Origin of the sequence: Treponema vincentii (assembly GCF_010365865.1) — a bacterium.
GTDB lineage: Bacteria > Spirochaetota > Spirochaetia > Treponematales > Treponemataceae > Treponema.
The window spans coordinates 1,555,650-1,572,254 of record NZ_CP048020.1; the positions used below are offsets into that span (position 1 = coordinate 1,555,650).

Here is a 16,605-nt window from a genome sequence, read left to right on the forward strand (position 1 = left end):
GGTTTTCGTTTTTAATGCAATTCTTCAAACCCGTAGGTTTCTTCTTTTGTATTAAAGAAATAGTTATAGGATTTGGAAGCCTCTACTGTAATTTCCTGTTTGCTTGCACCGTAGGTTGTTGTAACGGAGCGGTAAAAGAAACCGGGACGAGTTTTTGAAAAAGACGATTCGACGACATGGGTTCCGGGAGTAACATAGAATCCGGTTGAAAGCTTTTCTCTAAAGTAGAACGGGCGCTCCCCGTCGACGCTGCGGATGGTTATCTGTTGAGCGGCACTCGCCAGATAACCGGTTACCGAACTCGTTTTACCGATATATACTTTTACCGCATCGGGATGTTCATTCAGCCAATTTGTAACGCGCTGTTTATCCTTCTTCGTTTTAAAGATTGCAAATGCAAAATAAGCAAGCAGCCCTATCGGAATAAGGATAAAATAATAGATATGTGAAAAACTTGTATTACTCATGATGGTGTCCATGGGTTTTCTCCTTTACGGTTGTCAATTTAGCCGGTTCATCAGTATTGTCCGTGCTGAGTTTGGTTACGGAATCTCTATTGATTCCCAAATCATCCAATAACTTTATAAACTGCGTAATACCGATTAATTCGCAGTCAATCAGTTCTTCATTTTCTCCCTGCCGGGTAAGATAGAGCGAGCATTCCGTATCCCCGCCGGAACTAACGGTTTTTGCCCGTATAGCTGTAGCGGAAATCGAATAGGTATCGATTTTTTTCCCTTTTTTTATCGTCAATGTATTGCCGTCGGTTTCTATAACAATCATGTTGCCGATAATGACAAGCCAAATATAGCCGGCGAAAACTGCTAAAGCTATCAATAGCAATAATACGGAACTTTTAAGCCAAATTGATGCAATAAAAGTCACAAAGAGAGCGGCTCCCGCACCAAAAATGAGATTCACGAGAACTCTGTGCGGACGTGTCTTATAGACATTGCTCATTTTTTCCTCCTAATAAACTTCGGAATCGAAAGCATTATTATAATTGAGCAAGATAGTTTGTCAACCCAATCTAAATTTAGAGGATGCGAATTTACAAGATCGCACAAATAGATTACTGAGACGCCCTATTACACCACATATTGAAATTTCTTTCTACTTTATGGCATACTGCTTTCTGCAAGGAGAATACGATGGAACTCATACATCAAGAAAATAGAATTTATGCGGAAAACGATACCGGAAAAGTTATTGCCGAGGTTACCTTTCCGCAGGAGAATGATTCGACGGTTTGCCTCGACCATACCTTTGTTGATGATTCGCTGAGAGGACAGGGCGTTGCCGGTAAGCTCGTTAAAGAAGTCGTAGACTATGCCCAAAAAAACGGAAAAAAGATACGGCCTCAATGCTCGTATGCAGCTGATTGGTTCAATAAACATTCGGAATACGCGGATTTAGTCGCGCATTAATTAAACCACCAAGCACGCAGAGACCGCAAAGGATTCTAAAAAGAACACTCTTATCGAATTCCTTTTCTTTGCGATCTTGGCGGCCTTTGCGGTTACATTTACCAATTAGTTTATCTTTATCCCTCGCAAAGAGGAGGCACTTGAGTACTTATGAATGTTTTAGCTGAAAAATGTAAAGAAGTTATTTTTTCAGTTTTACCCATTGCCGTGTTAATTTGTATTTTGAACTTCCTTTTTGTGCGAGTTGATTATACTTTTTTTATTCAGTTCTTAATCGGCGTTGTTTTTATCTGCATCGGGCTTACGATATTCCTATTCGGAATAGACATCGGTATTACGCCCATCGGCGACGTGATGGGGCAGTTTATCACTGCGAAAAATAAAATCTCAGTGGTTATTATCGGAGCGCTCATACTCGGCTTTTTTATTTCGATTGCCGAACCCGATTTGCAAATCCTCGGCGATCAAGTGATGCAAGTCACCAAGGGTGCAATCCCGCAAACCACGCTGATTGTTATCGTTTCAATCGGTGTCGCGGTATTTCTTGCCGTCGGATTATTAACCATTGTCTATCACATCCCGCAGCATAAAGCTTTTACTTTCTCGTATGGATTGATATTACTCTGTTCGATTTTTTCGGTACGGGAGGGCATCTCGATTGCCTTTGATTCTTCGGGTGCAACAACCGGTGCAATTACGGTGCCGTTTGTTCTGGCAATAGCAGCAGGTGTTTCCCGCATGAAGAAAAACTCCATTGCATCGGAAACGGATTCTTTCGGGCTTGTCGGGATGGTTTCGGCAGGAGCAATCTTGAGCGTGCTTGCAATAACTTTGATACGGCAGTTACCAGCCTTTGATAATGATTTCAGTATTTCGGAGCCTGCTGCCGGAGCATCAATTCTTACCGCCATCTCCGAAGCGTTTAAGCATGCTGCCTCTGAATCGATGCTGTCGCTGTTACCGATTGCGATTATCTTTTTACTCACCGATGTATGTTCGTTACGGTTGAAAAAAAACACCTTGAGCGGAATTATTAAAGGGATGATTATCACCTTTGTCGGCTTAATGTTATTTTTAGCGGGAGTAAAAACGGGTTTTTTGGATCTCGGCTTCCTGATTGGGCATAAAATCGGAGAGATTGCAAATCTACCGCTCATTTTAATCATCGGGGCTTTTATCGGCTGCGTAGTCATCCTTGCGGAGCCGGCCGTTTATGTATTGACCAAGCAAATTGAAACCGTCAGCGCCGGCTATATTCCGAGAAAGCTGGTACTCATCTTCCTTGCGCTCGGCGTGAGTATTGCGACATTTCTTTCGATGCTGAGGATTCTTATTCCCGCATTTCAACTCTGGCATATTCTATTGCCGGGATATATGGTCGCGCTTGCGCTTTCATGGATTGTGCCGGAGCTGTTTGTCGGTATGGCTTTTGACGCAGGAGGGGTCGCGTCGGGGCCGATGACAGCAACATTCGTGCTCTCCTTTGCGCAAGGGCTGGCGGCAGCAACGCCGGGTGCAAACGTACTTATCGACGGGTTCGGTATTATCGCAGCAGTCGCTTTGGCGCCGGTTATCTCGCTGCAAGTGCTGGGATTACTTTTTTATTTAAAACAAAGGAAGGGGACATGACCGCTTTTTCATTATTGATCATTTTAGTGCCACATGGACAAGCGCGGAAAATTATTCACGAAGGTAGGGAACTCGGCCTTATCGGAGCGACGACGCTGCTTGCTCAAGGTACGGTAAAAAGTAAGCTGCTCGATTTTCTCGGCATCAATCAAATCCAAAAGGAATTGATTTTGACAATGGGAGAACATGATAAACTCACCTCGATTATGGAAGAACTGAACCGGCGGCATAAAGTAACCAGAAAAAATTTCGGCATTGCGTTCATCATTCCGATTACCTATTCAAATAAACATTTCAGCGGAGCAATGCCGCCGGAAACGCAAAAGGAGATACAAGCTATGAAGTCGGCGATTTTTACAATTGTAGATAGAGGACGAGCTAATGATGTTGTGGACGCTACCATAGAAGCGGGAGCACGCGGAGGCACCATCCTTCACGCCCGCGGTTCGGGGGCGAATCAAACAAAGCTGATTTTTGATATTGAAATAGAACCCGAAAAAGAAATTGTCTTAACAATTGTAGACCCCGAACAGGTTGAACCCGTCGTTGCCGCCATCCGCAGCCACAGTGATATCGAAAAGGACGGCCACGGAATCTTATTTGTGCTGCCCATCACCGACGCCTACGGAATAAAATAGTAGAAAAATTACTGGAATATAGTATACTCTAAGAAGGCACTGTAGGTCATAAGGAGTTTTTGTGGTGATAGAAACAACTCTTAAACAAAAAGCGATGGATTATTTTGCAATGCTTGATAATGAGCAGGCTCAAATGGTTATTTCATACATGGAAGCAATTGATTTTTCCACTGAAAAACAACAACGCAGTCTCGCCGACCTAAAGGGTAAAATTCAATTTGCTGATGGATATGATTATAAAGCAATGCGGAGTTCTTAATGATTCTAGTAGATACTTCTGTGCTGATCAATTTTTTTCGTGGCAGGGAAACAGTCGGTACTGTATATTTTGAAAAATTACTTGAAGAACAAAAACATTTTTGTATCAATGAATTTATTTATCAAGAAATTTTGCAAGGTTCAAAAGACGAAAAAGAATTTTCCGTTTTGAAATCTTATTTACGTGACGTACCGTTGTATTCTCTAAGACTCGGTATTTGCTCCTTTGAAAATGCAGCTCTGCTGAATTTTCGTTGTCGTAGAGGAGGGGTTACAATTCGTAGTACGGTCGATTTACTGATTGCAGAAACGGCAATTGAAAATAATATTCCACTTCTACACGATGATGCCGATTTTGTAAATATGGCTCGAATTATTACAGAATTAAAACTTGCTGTGTAAATCAAAACCGCTTAGTACCGTTATGTATTTTTTATAAACTCTTTATCTCTTTATGATTACACTACACCGGTTGCTTCAACATTATCAATAACACCGCCGCCAAGTACCCTACTCCCGCAATAAAATACAGCGGCTTGCCCGCGCGCAACCGCTCGTTCGGGTTCGGTAAAAACAATACGGACTCGGTCAATACCGCTCGGTTCAATGCAGACTTTTTTCAGCTGCTGCCGGTACCGTGTTTTAACCTCCGCGTAAAAAGGCTCCTGCGGCATTTCGGCAATCCAGTTTACCTCCCGCACCGAACAGGCGGCGGCGAGAAGGGAATCACCCGCACCGACGGTAACGGTATTATGCTCTGCCGATTTTTCAACCACGTAAATCGGATAGCCGAACGGCAGAGCAAGTCCCCGCCGCTGCCCGATGGTATAACGGTGCAAGCCGCGGTGCGTACCGACCTTGGCGCCATTGATGTCGATAAAATCTCCTTCGGGAAACGCATTGGGCGCCAATGCTTCGATTACTGCCGTGTAGTCGCCGTCCGGTACAAAGCAAATATCTTGGCTGTCGCTCTTATGTGCATTGACCAACCCGGTTTTTTCCGCAATGAGGCGAACCGCCGGCTTCGTCAGTTCCGCAAGCGGGAAAAACGTCCTGCTGAGCTGCCCTTGGCTCAACAAGGCCAAAAAATAGCTTTGATCTTTCTGCACATCAGCCCCCCGCTCCAGCACATACCGTCCGGACGGCTCCTGAAATACTTTGGCATAATGACCGGTTGCAACCGCATCACAACCTTCCCGTAACGCCTGTTCCAAAAGTAGGCCGAATTTAATCTGTCTATTGCAAATATAACACGGATTCGGCGTTTCTCCGCTGCGGTAGCTTTTTATAAAATAATCGATAATCTGCTTTTGAAATTCGGTACGGAAGTCGTAGACACGGTGCGGAATACCGAGAAGCCGCGCTGCCTGCGCCGCTTCTTCGATAATCCGCTCGGATTGTTCCTTCGCGATGGAAGTCTGTTCATCCAGCAAGCGGAGCGTAACACCACACACGTCATGCCCCTCTTCTATCAGAAGCTTTGCCGCAACGCTAGAATCTACCCCTCCGCTTAAACCTACTGCAATCTTCATTTTTTTATTGCACTCCGCAATGACAGCGCTTTACCGTCTGCGAGCACAACCGCTTCCAATTGTTTATACGTATGGGCAGGAAACTGAATCGGTACGCTTAAAGTACTGCCGATGTAAATCACTTCGACGGCTTTTGTTTCCTTCTGTTCCGTATCGCGGTTCGCCGCAGTGATACGGACGGTAAGCGGCAGCGCATAGTCATCGCTTTGTTCCGTGGCTGCGAACGAAACATTCACATAGAGATGTTCCTGCTGCGTTAAATATTCCAATTTAACCGGAACTCCCTCAATTTTTCCTGACTGCCGATCGGTTTTAAATAAAAATGATGCAAAGGTGAGGGCAAAAACGGCAACAATAGCAAACAGCATAGATCGGGTTGAACGAGTTGCGGTAAGGCTTTTAAGAAGACTCATTTTTTTGATGTAGTCGGGCTCGTACATTTGCTGCACCGCTTCCGGCGCACGCTTTAAACGCTCACTTCGGTCATAGCGGAGATACGAACTTCCCTCATCCCATGAATCCGGTTGGTTATTCATTTTTTGACGCTCCGGTAATTTCGGTTGTCTTCCACCAAACGATGTCCGCCTGCTTGTCCCCTGCAAGGAGCGCCGATAAGATACCATCGGAAGAAAGATGGAAAGCGTTATACACTAATTCATCCGGGGAGACGGTCAATGTTCGCGTATGTATTTTATTTGAATGTAAATTGATTAGTTCGAGGATATATCCGTCGGAACGCGGTGTCGTCAACAAGCACCAATTATTTGCGGTTACACCGAGCAACCCATACACTTTTTTAATGTGCCGGATACCGGTATTCGTGTCTTCCGTATCCTCATACGGCGCAATATCCACCGTCCGCTCGTACTGCCTCTCTTCAATATTGAACGTATAGAGGCAGCTTTTATCATAACTGATTCCGGCGCTCACATTGATATCCGTATCAATATCTTCACGGTAATAATCGACTTTAATATGCAGCTTCTTTGCCGTAAAATCGGGAACAGCCTTATCAAGGCTCGAAAATACTTTTACATCGTTGGTGTAAGGCGACGGCAACCCGCTAAATGCAATAGGAATTTTGTACAGCAAACCGCCCGTATTGTCATACCAGTACACCCTGATACCGGTTTCCGTTCGACATACTACAATAAGACCATTGTTTGAATCCGCATACAGTCCTTCGATAGGTGGAAACGGCGTACCGCCGACTCCTTCTTGTCCGACGGTATCAACAAATTCACCGGTCTCATTAAAATGAATGACCGTATCGCGTAACGCAAGATTCTCCGTTTGATCGTATTCAATACGTTCTTCGTTGACCGTATCGACGGCAAACAAGTGCTTGTTCGGCGTTACGGCAAGATAGGTCGGATGATTAAGCGGATACGGCACGGCGCGGCGGGTCATAATTTTATCCGCTTGATCGGCGTCGATAAATGTCGGGCGGGGATTCTTTTCGGGATTATAATACAGCGCAAGCAAATCACCGAAAGACGTCAATTTCATAATTTTTCCCGCGCCTGAATTGCTTAAGTAAAAAATACCGTCATCCATGACTAACTGACTGTCGGGACGGACATACGGACTTGCCAGCTGAAATAAATCGAGCTGATCTTCAAAATTTCCGTATTTAATTGAAAAAAGTTGTTTGCGCTCCAAGTTCCCCGTTTTTTCTTTCCCGCACGAAACGGCACAAAGAGAAACAACGGCACACAAGAAAATACAGAGCCCTTTAACAAAATGACTGCGGTAACACATTACAATAATCCGGTTCCTTACGGTATCTTCTAAAAACTCATGAGAGATTTGTTTTGCACCCTTAGGAATAGAAGATACCGCATCAGCAAAACTGCTTATTTGATAACTTCCGCAATACTTGACACAAGCCCTGCCATATTCTGAATATCAGCAGGAATAATAATTTTCGTCGATTTTCCGTCGGCTACTTTTTCAAAGGCTTCCAAGCTGCGCAGTTTAATCAGTGCAGGGTCGGCACCGACATTCTTAATAAGATTCAAACCTTCGGCAGTTGCTTTCTGGATAGCCAAAATTGCCTCAGCCTCACCCTGCGCCCTGCAGATAGCGGATTCTTTTTCCGCTTCGGCCTGTAAAATCATCGACGCCTTTTTTCCTTCTGCCACCAGAATGGAGGACTGCTTTTGTCCCTCCGCAATGAGAATGGCCTCACGCCGTTCACGTTCTGCACGCATCTGTTTTTCCATCGCTTCCTGAATGGATTCAGGGGGAATGATATTCTTTACTTCTACGCGGTTTACCTTAATACCCCAGGGATCGGTCGCTTCATCCAGAATGCTGCGCATACGAGTATTGATAACATCGCGGCTTGTCAGCGTACCGTCAAGTTCCAATTCACCGATAATATTCCGCAGCGTGGTCGCTGACAGATTTTCAATCGCATTCATCGGGTTTTCAACGCCGTAGGTATAGAGCTTCGGGTCGGTAATCTGAAAATAGATAACCGTGTCAATCATCATGGTAACGTTGTCTTTCGTAATAACCGGCTGCGGTTTAAAATCGAGCACCCGCTCCTTGAGCGACACCTTATTGGCGATTCGATCGACAAACGGCATCTTAACGTGCAGACCGACCTCCCATGACTGGAAATAGCCGCCAAGCCGTTCGATAATGAACGACTGAGACTGCGGTACAATTCTGATATTCAAAATAAGCAGAATGAGTACGAATACGATTAATGCAAAAGCAATCCACATAGTAAAACCTCTCTATTATATTTAGGTTCTTGTTAGGCGTCTCTAAACGTTTCAGTTTTCAGAGGCATCCATTTCTTTTACGATCAGGGTAACACCCTCTATCTTTTCGATGATACATTCATCTCCGGCAGGTATAACCGCGCCGTCAACCGAAGAAGCCGTCCACACAACGCCGTTGATTTTAACTTGCCCTTTTTCCCATTCGGTAATGGTTTGTAGCACGACGGCTTTTTTACCGATAAGGCTGTCCGCATTGGTTTTTTCCCGTTTGGTATGCAAAAATTTCAGCGCAATGGGGCGGGTAAAAAAGAGCAGCAGCAATGCAACAAGCGCAAACAGAACGCACTGCACATAAAACGGCGGCTGCAACATGGAAATGAAAATCATCAGCACGGCGCTGAGCGCGAACCACACGGTCGTTAAACCAAGCGTCATCCCCTCGATAATTGCACAAATAACGGCAATACCGAACCAAAACCACGGCGTATAAAACGCTAAAAACATCGATAGTTGGAAGAGCATACGGCCATCTCCTTAGGTTCGTGCCAGCGCCGCTCCGATAAAGTCACGGAATAGCGGATGCGGCTTATTCGGACGGGAGGCAAACTCGGGATGAAACTGTACCGCTAAAAACCACGGATGATTTTTCAGCTCGACGATTTCCACTAAATTGCGCTCAGGATTGATTCCCGAAAGCAGCATGTCGGTATTTTCAAACCGGCTGCGGTACAAATTGTTAAATTCATAGCGGTGCCGGTGGCGCTCGCGAATTTCGTGCATTTTATAAGCCTGCTCCGCCTTGCTGTTCTCCGCAACCATACAGCGGAAAGAACCGAGCCTGAGCGTACCGCCGAGCTGCACATCTTTTTGATCGGGCATCAAGTCGATAACGGGTTCACAATTCTTGATAAACTCGGAGGAATGCGCGCGTTCCAACCCAAGTACATGGCGGGCAAATTCGATAACGGCAATCTGCATTCCAAGGCAAATACCGAAATAGGGAACGCCCTTGGTGCGCGCATATTCCGCAGTAAGCACCATCCCCTCAATGCCACGCTCACCGAAACCGCCCGGAACGATAATCGCCTGTGCATCTTTTAACAATTCTTCAGCCTTTGCCGCATCCGTAATCTTCGCTGCGTCAATCCACAGCTGCTTTACACGTGCGCGGTGATAGACCCCTGCAGCGGTCAACGCTTCGCTTACGCTTAAATACGCATCGGGCAGCTCGGTGTATTTGCCGACGAGGGCAACCGTTACTTCTTTTTCGGGATGATAATAAGACTCAACCATTTCCTTCCACGACTGTAAATCGGGTTCGGAATTGGGAATATTGAAAAGCTCGCAGATTTTTTTACCGAGGTTCCCTTCTTCCAGCATCAGCGGAACTTCGTAGATAGACTTTGCGGTAAGATTTTCGATAATGGCATCTTGGCTGACATTGCAAAAAAGACTGAGCTTTTCGCGGATGGATTTACTGAGCTTTTTTTCGCTGCGGCACATAATGATATCGGGCTGAATTCCGAAGCCGAGCAGCTCTTTAACGCTATGCTGCATGGGTTTGGTTTTAAGCTCGCCGCATTCTTTTAGGTACGGTAAAAGACCGAGGTGGATAAAAAGGCAATGTTCTCTGCCGACTGTGTTCCGAATTTGCCGAATCGCTTCTATAAAAGGGAGCGATTCGATGTCGCCGACCGTACCGCCTATTTCCGTAATAACGATATCGCTGCCGGTTTGCTCCGCCGTTTGCATAATGCGGTGTTTAATTTCGTCGGTAACATGCGGGATAACCTGTACGGTCGCTCCGCAATAGTCCCCAGCCCGCTCATGATCTAATATGGAAAGATACACTTTTCCGGCCGTGTGGCTGTTAAATTTATGCAAAGCAACATCAGTGAACCGTTCGTAATGACCGAGGTCGAGATCGGTTTCGCCGCCGTCCTCCGTTACAAAAACTTCTCCATGCTGATAGGGATTCATCGTTCCCGGATCGATATTCAAATAAGGATCAAACTTTTGATTGATAACCGAAAAACCTCTGCTTTTCAGCAAAAGTCCGATAGATGCAGCGGTAATGCCTTTCCCAAGGGAAGAAACAACCCCGCCGGTAATAAAAATAAAACGAGCTTTCATCATGTACGCTACTATAGCATATTATGAGGGCTTCCGCAATCAATATGCCCATGCCGAACACAGTATCGTGAAATCCCACCACTCCGCTATGACTGCGGGGCGTTTTATGATACACTCATCCCCATGACACAGCATACACAAGACACGCTCTACCTACTTGATTCCTACGGCTTAATTTACCGCTCTTACTTCGCTTTTGTCAGCCATCCGTTGACCAATAAGGCGGGCGAAAATGTTTCCGCGCTTTACGGCTTTTTTAGAAGTCTTGCGATGATTTTAAAAACATACCGGCCGCAGTATTTTCTTGCAGCCTTCGATTCCCGCACGCCGACGTTTCGGCACGAATGGTACCCCGAATACAAAGCAACCCGCGACAAGACACCGGAAGATTTGCACGCTCAGATTCCGCATATCGAAAAAATACTGACAACGCTCGGTATCACCTGCCTCCGCAAAGACGGTTTTGAGGCTGATGATATTATTGCAACCCTTGCCTGCCGCGCTGCACAAGAAGGCCTCCGCTGTGTTATCATCTCCGGAGATAAAGATTTGGCGCAGCTGGTAGGAGATTTTGTTTCGGTGCTTAAACCCGATAAGAGTGAAGCCTTGGCGCACTGCGGCATCGAAGAGGTTAAGGAGCATTGGGGGGTTGCACCTGCACAGATGCTCGATTACCTTTCGCTCATCGGCGATGCTTCGGACAATATCCCCGGCGTAAAGGGCATCGGCCCCCAAAACGGCTGTAAAGCTTTTGCAGGATTACGGTACGCTCGACGCTGTGTATGAACATATCGATTCCATTGCGGGAGCCGTACAAAAGAAATTGGCTGCCGGAAAGGAGAGCGCGTATTTTTCAAAAAAACTGATAACGCTTGCCGCCGATATTCCCATCGAAGGCTCGATCGAAGATTACCGCTGCGATGCGCTGCACTACACAGAGGCGGCTGCGCTGCTAAAAGAATATGAGCTGCCGCGCCTCGGCGAACTGTATACAAAGGCTGCCGAAGAAGCAGGCATGGCCGGTGCAATGGCCGCGCCGAATACCGCAGCAACCGGCGGGTCAGCGGATAACGGTTCGGCAGAGATCGGTTCCGGTACAGGCAATGCGATTTCCCGCGGCAAAGCAGCCTCGTCTGCCGGAACCGGCATGAAAGCGGCAGGCGCAGGTACAAAACTGGCGACCGGTACAAAATCGATAGGCGGCGCTGACGGCGCACCGGAAGCCGGTAACGGTACAGTACCAGCGGAGCTCCGTAAAAATACCGGCGAGTACCGCACCGTAACGGACGCGGAAGAACTCGAAGCCGTTATCGCAGCAGCCGAAGCGCAGGGCTTTGCCGCCTTTGACTGTGAAACCACCGGCCTCAACCCGCTGTACGACGCTCTTGTCGGGTTTTCGCTCAGCTTAAAAGCCGGAACCGGTATCTACGTACCGCTCAAAGCACCGGCGCCCGAACTGGGGGAACAGCCCTTCACCGTGATGCCCCTTGCCGCCGCAAAGGAACTACTCGCGCGGCTCTGGAGCAATGAAGCGCTTACTCTGATACTGCACAACGGCAAATTTGACTATCAGGTGCTGCGGACGGCAAAGATTTTTACCCGCGCCGGCTGCCGCCTCTTCGATACGATGATAGCGGCATGGCTGCTCGAACCTGATAACCTCAGTTTCGGACTGGAGAACCTTGCCGAATCGCAGCTCGGCTTGCAGGGCATTAACTATAAAGACGTCGTACCCAAGGGTCATACCTTTGCGGCGGTGCCCCTTCCGCAAGCGACTGCGTATGCGGCGGAGGATGCAGACCTCACCCTGCAATTATACCACATATATAAGCCCGCCTTGGAACAGGCAAACCTCACCGCGCTTTTTGAAACGCTTGAAATGCCGCTGATGCCGCTCCTTGCAGATATGGAAGCACAGGGTATCTTCCTTAAAAAAGAAGAGCTAGCCGCGTTTTCTGAAGAATTGGCGGATACGCTTGCACGGGACGAAGCGGAAATTTACAAGCTGGTCGGCCATCCCTTTAACATCGCCTCCCCTAAGCAGCTGCAGGAAGTGCTGTTCACCGAACGGAAACTGCCGACCGGTAAAAAAACAAAGACCGGCTACTCTACGGATATTTCCGTGCTTGAGGAGCTTGCCGCCATCGATGAACTTCCCGCAAAAATTCTCGATTACCGCGCCTCCGCAAAACTGAAATCGGGTTACGCCGATGCACTGCCCCTACTTGCCGATACACACGGGCGGATACACACCAGTTTTATTCAAACCGGGACTGCGACAGGAAGACTTTCGAGCCGCGATCCGAACTTGCAGAATATTCCGATCAGAGGAGAAGAAGGCCGCAAAATCCGCAAGGCGTTCTACGCAGCAGACGGCTGTAAACTGATTTCCGCCGACTATGCACAAATCGAGCTGGTTATCCTCGCTCATTTTTCGCAAGATGAAAATTTAGTAAAGGCATTCCGGCACGGAACCGATGTCCACGCGGCGACGGCTGCGCTCATCTTTAATGTACCGGTCGAGAACGTTGTCCCCGATATGCGCCGCATTGCAAAGGTGATCAACTTCGGGGTGATGTACGGTATGAGCGCATTTAGGCTCGCCAACCAACTGCGCATATCCCGCACCGAGGCGGCCGAGTTTATTACCCGCTACTTTACTACCTATTCGGGAGTATCCGCCTTTATGGAAACGCTCAAAGAGTCGGCGGCGGAAAAAGGCTTTGTGGAAACACTGATGGGCAGACGGCGGTATATCCGAGCCATCAACAGCAAGAACCAAACGCAGCGCGCCGCAGCGGAACGGATCGCCGTCAACACGCCCATTCAAGGCTCCGCCGCCGATATCGTCAAAACGGCAATGCTGCGTGTAGACCGCGCATTGAAGCAGCAGCAGTTAAAGGCACGCCTCCTGTTACAGGTACACGATGAGCTAATCCTCGAAGCGCCCGATGCGGAAGTCGATACCGTCAAAGCACTGTTAAAACAAGAGATGGAACACGTCGTCGAACTCGCCGTCCCGCTCCGTGTCAGCATCGAAGCAGGCAGCTGCTGGGGAGATTTCCATTAAGGTGTCAGGGTTCTGCCCTAAGAACCCGCCTTGGTTCCAGAGCTTGATTCTTATAGAGCTTCTACTTCTGCTTGAGAGAGTCCCGAAATTTTACAAATATCATTGAGTGGATACCCCATAGTTAGCATTGTCTTTGCGGTTTCAAGCGCTTTTTGGCGGGAACCGCGAGCTTCTCCTTGTTGTATCCCAAGCATTAAACTTTCTTCTCTTTGTACTGCAATATCGGTATCGTAATCATATTCGGCTATTAACATGTTTATGACCTCCCGTGATTTTCTTTGTAGGTATTCCTTCAGTATATCATTTTTGATGCATTCTTTAATCGCATTTTCAAACCCATGCTCTTTATCAACTGCAATATGCCGACGTACTGCATCCACAAACAGGCTGTATTGTCCCAACGGTTCGCAACGCTTTACTATTCGACTATCTTTATCATAATTGATATTTATCAGTTTTACAACAAGCTCAAGAGTTGGCGTTTCAGGTTGCCTAATAAAGGAATCCGAAAGCCTTAGTATTTTTTGTGCAGGAATGGTTTCTCTTCCATTGTAAAAGACGTAAAATGCCGGAACCGGGATTTTTTTAAGAGTCCGTGAATAGCGATCGCGGGGATTTTGAATATGCTCATACAACCGCGTAACATATTCAAGACATCTTAATGGCATATTCGGATTTACGGTAGACTGATGTTCCGCAAGGACAATAATTTTATTATCAACGAGATACGATACGTCATTAGCGAATGACATATACATTGTTTGTTTCAGCCGCATGTTTTTCAATATATCTGTAGACTGATAATTCGTATTATACAGGGCATTATACAGCGCTAAAAAATTATCTTTTGCAGTTCTATCATTACTGAAAAGATCGACAAAGACCGAGTCCTTATAACGGCGATTGTGTTTTCTCATAGTAATTCACCTCCGTGCACCGCCACCGACGGCGGTAGTTCCTACAGGATATATAAAGCACAGATGCAAAAATGGCTAAAGAAATGAAGAAAAAATCACAAGTTTGTATTAAATGCTTATTTTATCACACCTACCCATTTTGCCTGTTCGGTTTCGCCGCATACCGCCACGGATGGCGGTGGTTCCACGCAGCAGCGACGTTTCGTCAATTTACAACGTCCGTGTTGTAAATTGACTTGCGAGTTTTCCAAAAGCATCGCTTTTGGAAAACGTCGTTTCTGACTAACACGACCGGCTTCCATGCCGGAAATGCCTCAAACTCGTCGATGAAAAATGTACAAGGATGTACATTTTTCATCAGGGACGGTTCACACCGTTTGTGTGAGCTCTCAGTACCGCCACGGAGGGCGGTGGTTCCACGCAATAGCGACGTTTTGGCAGGCGGAGCCTACCAAAACTCGCGTCCAAGAATTGACAAGGACGTCAATTCTTGGACATAGCCACCCGAAAGCCAAGATAGACGTAGTAGAAGTCGGGGATGCCGAGGTTCCGATAACCGACGACGCAGCCCCCCGCGATACTGTTCCAGCTACCGCCGCGTATGACGCGGCGCACGCCAGACGCGCCACCCTGCGGGTCAGTACCATCTCCAGCTTCGATATTGCCATACCAGTCAAAACACCATTCCCATACATTCCCGCTCATATCGTGTAAGCCTAGTGCATTTGACCGTTTTTCTCCTACAGGATGGGTCTTACTGTTTGAATTATCACCATACCATGCAACCGCTTTTGTCGCATCCGCATTATTCCAGTCAGCTTTCGCTCCGCTCGCGCTGTTCAGTTTGGTAAGCCATACTTCTCCGTATTGTTCAGCATTTGTGTTGTCGCTTCCCTGCCACCGAGCTGCATATTCCCATTCCGCTTCCGTCGGAAGGCGATACCCTTTCTTCCTCATATCGGCAGATGCATTATCGCAGGCATCTCCGTCCGTTGCGTCTTTTAATACGACGGTATGATCGTCCTTTTTGCGGTAGACGCATTCCCCCTCCCCTTTGATTTTCTGGGTATACGCATTACACCACACTATGCAGTCCCGCCAGCTTACACTCGTTACCGGCTCTTCTTCGCTCCCGCTTCCATCTTTACCTTTTACTCCTGCATTGGCAAACTTGTATCCATTCGCAGGCTGTGTCGCCCAATCGTATACCTCTTTCCACAGTTTATACGGCACTTCCGTTTTGCCAAGCTTATAAGGGCTCAATGTTACCTTACGCCCTGCGCGGAATACCCCTTTCCAATCATCTCCCGTTCCCGGCAATGTATATGTCGGATCTTTACCGGTAATCCCCGCTGCAGGCGGACTTATTTTTATAAAATTGTCGCCTGTATCTTCAAAACTACCGACATCGCCGGAAGGCGGTGTAGGCGGGACGCTGTTGCTTTCAAAGCTCACCTTAACCTCAACGCCTTTTGTAACGGTAAACGAATAGAAAGCGTTCGTGCCGTTTACGGCTTCTCCATCACACGTCCAGCCCTTTACCCTGTAGCCTGAATCAGGCGTCGCCCTAAAGGTTACTGTTTTACCCTGTTCAATGGTTATAGGGCTCGTCTCCGTTTCCGCTATGCCGTCCGCTTTCGCTTTGAGCGTACCGTGTTCCCCGGCGCTAAACGTTACTTCAAATGTTACCGGTTTAACCGTTATCTTATTCGGACATCCGGTAAACAAGGCCATTGCAGCAAGCATCAATCCTACTGCCAACCGGCTCAACAGCCGATTCGTTCTTCCTTTTTTATCCATAATTGTTCCTCCTAGCACTTATATATTTTCAACCGCTAAACGGTTTAGTTCTTAATGCAACCGCAAAGCGTACAGAAAATGGTAAGATTTTAAATGCCTTATACGGTACATCGCTCTCAATACCGCCACAGACGGCGGTGGTTCCACGCAGTAGCGATGTTTTTTGCTCTGCAAAAAACTCGCGTTGAGCAGGATACACGGCTGTATACTGCTCAACAGTACTCTCCGCATACGTGGTACTCTTTGCGGTTTAATATGGAAAAGATTAACAGCACGGTTGTCGTCTGCAAAAATTGATGAGAAAATATAATGATGTCGTTGTCTGAATGAAAAAAACGCCCGTTTATCAGGGCACAGTCTAGTTGCTGAGTTGCTGAGTTGCTGAGTTGCTGAGTTGCTGAGTTGCTGAGTTGCTGAGTTGCTGAGTTGCTGAGTTGCTGAGTTGCTGAGTTGCTGAGTTGCTGAG

General features: G+C 47.1%; 15 protein-coding genes and 1 pseudogene. 6 read left to right on the plus strand and 10 right to left on the minus strand.

What is annotated here, in order from left to right:
- Positions 1–11: 11 nt before the first annotated feature.
- Together GWP43_RS07270 and GWP43_RS07275 are read right to left on the minus strand one after the other, a co-directional pair.
- On the minus strand, positions 12–479 hold the full coding sequence (locus GWP43_RS07270) for a hypothetical protein (RefSeq protein ID WP_162663611.1): 468 nt from the start codon (positions 477–479) through the stop codon (positions 12–14).
- Positions 460–960 carry a hypothetical protein gene (locus tag GWP43_RS07275; RefSeq protein WP_162663612.1) on the minus strand — a complete coding sequence of 167 codons (501 nt, stop codon included), beginning with the start codon at positions 958–960 and terminating at the stop codon, positions 460–462. The genes GWP43_RS07270 and GWP43_RS07275 overlap by 20 nt, the downstream gene beginning before the upstream one ends.
- A 140-nt stretch (positions 961–1,100) precedes the next feature.
- Here GWP43_RS07275 and GWP43_RS07280 point away from each other — a divergent pair, with 140 nt between their 5' ends.
- The 5 genes from GWP43_RS07280 (at position 1,101) to vapC (ending at position 4,354) form a co-directional block, all read left to right on the plus strand.
- Positions 1,101–1,427: a GNAT family N-acetyltransferase gene (locus tag GWP43_RS07280; RefSeq protein ID WP_315450566.1), complete on the plus strand. Its 327-nt coding sequence runs from the start codon at positions 1,101–1,103 to the stop codon at positions 1,425–1,427.
- A gap of 150 nt (positions 1,428–1,577) precedes the next feature.
- Positions 1,578–3,056: a DUF1538 domain-containing protein gene (locus GWP43_RS07285; protein WP_162663614.1), complete on the plus strand. Its 1,479-nt coding sequence runs from the start codon at positions 1,578–1,580 to the stop codon at positions 3,054–3,056.
- Positions 3,053–3,694 carry a P-II family nitrogen regulator gene (locus tag GWP43_RS07290; protein ID WP_162663615.1) on the plus strand — a complete coding sequence of 214 codons (642 nt, stop codon included), beginning with the start codon at positions 3,053–3,055 and terminating at the stop codon, positions 3,692–3,694. The genes GWP43_RS07285 and GWP43_RS07290 overlap by 4 nt, the downstream gene beginning before the upstream one ends.
- A gap of 64 nt (positions 3,695–3,758) precedes the next feature.
- The gene (locus tag GWP43_RS07295; RefSeq protein WP_162663616.1) at positions 3,759–3,953 is read left to right on the plus strand and encodes a hypothetical protein; all 195 of its coding nucleotides are present in this window, start codon (positions 3,759–3,761) and stop codon (positions 3,951–3,953) included.
- The gene (gene vapC / locus GWP43_RS07300) at positions 3,953–4,354 is read left to right on the plus strand and encodes a type II toxin-antitoxin system VapC family toxin (protein WP_162663617.1); all 402 of its coding nucleotides are present in this window, start codon (positions 3,953–3,955) and stop codon (positions 4,352–4,354) included. The genes GWP43_RS07295 and vapC overlap by 1 nt, the downstream gene beginning before the upstream one ends.
- A 56-nt stretch (positions 4,355–4,410) precedes the next feature.
- Here the strand turns inward: vapC and mnmA are convergent, their stop codons facing one another.
- The 6 genes from mnmA to GWP43_RS07330 all read right to left on the minus strand — a co-directional run bounded on the left by mnmA (position 4,411) and on the right by GWP43_RS07330 (position 10,352).
- On the minus strand, positions 4,411–5,484 hold the full coding sequence (gene mnmA / locus GWP43_RS07305; protein WP_162663618.1) for a tRNA 2-thiouridine(34) synthase MnmA: 1,074 nt from the start codon (positions 5,482–5,484) through the stop codon (positions 4,411–4,413).
- A complete protein-coding gene (locus GWP43_RS07310) occupies positions 5,481–6,020 on the minus strand; it encodes a hypothetical protein (RefSeq protein WP_162663619.1) in 540 nt (179 codons plus the stop codon). Before GWP43_RS07310 ends, mnmA begins: the two co-directional genes overlap by 4 nt.
- Complete coding sequence (locus GWP43_RS07315) at positions 6,013–7,245, minus strand: LIC_12708 family protein (protein ID WP_162663620.1); 1,233 nt, start codon at positions 7,243–7,245, stop codon at positions 6,013–6,015. The genes GWP43_RS07310 and GWP43_RS07315 overlap by 8 nt, the downstream gene beginning before the upstream one ends.
- Before the next feature lie 95 nt (positions 7,246–7,340).
- The gene (locus tag GWP43_RS07320) at positions 7,341–8,219 is read right to left on the minus strand and encodes an SPFH domain-containing protein (RefSeq protein WP_162663621.1); all 879 of its coding nucleotides are present in this window, start codon (positions 8,217–8,219) and stop codon (positions 7,341–7,343) included.
- Between the two features lie 51 nt (positions 8,220–8,270).
- The gene (locus tag GWP43_RS07325) at positions 8,271–8,741 is read right to left on the minus strand and encodes an NfeD family protein (protein WP_162663622.1); all 471 of its coding nucleotides are present in this window, start codon (positions 8,739–8,741) and stop codon (positions 8,271–8,273) included.
- A 12-nt stretch (positions 8,742–8,753) separates the two neighbouring features.
- Positions 8,754–10,352, minus strand: a complete 1,599-nt coding sequence (locus tag GWP43_RS07330; RefSeq protein ID WP_203232466.1) for a CTP synthase — start codon at positions 10,350–10,352, stop codon at positions 8,754–8,756.
- A gap of 123 nt (positions 10,353–10,475) precedes the next feature.
- Between GWP43_RS07330 and polA the strand changes: the two are divergent.
- Positions 10,476–13,422, plus strand: a pseudogene (gene polA / locus GWP43_RS07335) (DNA polymerase I).
- A gap of 50 nt (positions 13,423–13,472) precedes the next feature.
- On the opposite strand, the gene GWP43_RS07340 reads toward polA, so the two are convergent.
- Entirely contained in the window at positions 13,473–14,339 is an 867-nt protein-coding gene (locus GWP43_RS07340) for an Rpn family recombination-promoting nuclease/putative transposase (RefSeq protein ID WP_162663624.1), read from the minus strand.
- Positions 14,340–14,822: 483 nt separating this feature from the next.
- Positions 14,823–16,139 (minus strand): SUMF1/EgtB/PvdO family nonheme iron enzyme, encoded by a 1,317-nt coding sequence (locus GWP43_RS07345; RefSeq protein ID WP_162663625.1) that lies wholly within the window; start codon positions 16,137–16,139, stop codon positions 14,823–14,825.
- Positions 16,140–16,605: the final 466 nt, after the last annotated feature.

Bases quoted from the DNA above. Each gene is read 5' to 3' on its own strand.
- GWP43_RS07340 (WP_162663624.1), bottom strand. From the start codon at position 14,339: ATGAGAAAACACAATCGCCGTTATAAGGACTCGGTCTTTGTCGATCTT.
- GWP43_RS07330 (WP_203232466.1), bottom strand. From the start codon at position 10,352: ATGAAAGCTCGTTTTATTTTTATTACCGGCGGGGTTGTTTCTTCCCTT.
- GWP43_RS07275 (WP_162663612.1), bottom strand. From the start codon at position 960: ATGAGCAATGTCTATAAGACACGTCCGCACAGAGTTCTCGTGAATCTC.
- mnmA (WP_162663618.1), bottom strand. From the start codon at position 5,484: ATGAAGATTGCAGTAGGTTTAAGCGGAGGGGTAGATTCTAGCGTTGCG.
- GWP43_RS07270 (WP_162663611.1), bottom strand. From the start codon at position 479: ATGGACACCATCATGAGTAATACAAGTTTTTCACATATCTATTATTTT.
- GWP43_RS07310 (WP_162663619.1), bottom strand. From the start codon at position 6,020: ATGAATAACCAACCGGATTCATGGGATGAGGGAAGTTCGTATCTCCGC.
- GWP43_RS07290 (WP_162663615.1), top strand. From the start codon at position 3,053: ATGACCGCTTTTTCATTATTGATCATTTTAGTGCCACATGGACAAGCG.
- GWP43_RS07285 (WP_162663614.1), top strand. From the start codon at position 1,578: ATGAATGTTTTAGCTGAAAAATGTAAAGAAGTTATTTTTTCAGTTTTA.
- GWP43_RS07325 (WP_162663622.1), bottom strand. From the start codon at position 8,741: ATGCTCTTCCAACTATCGATGTTTTTAGCGTTTTATACGCCGTGGTTT.
- GWP43_RS07320 (WP_162663621.1), bottom strand. From the start codon at position 8,219: ATGTGGATTGCTTTTGCATTAATCGTATTCGTACTCATTCTGCTTATT.
- vapC (WP_162663617.1), top strand. From the start codon at position 3,953: ATGATTCTAGTAGATACTTCTGTGCTGATCAATTTTTTTCGTGGCAGG.
- GWP43_RS07345 (WP_162663625.1), bottom strand. From the start codon at position 16,139: ATGGATAAAAAAGGAAGAACGAATCGGCTGTTGAGCCGGTTGGCAGTA.
- GWP43_RS07315 (WP_162663620.1), bottom strand. From the start codon at position 7,245: ATGTGTTACCGCAGTCATTTTGTTAAAGGGCTCTGTATTTTCTTGTGT.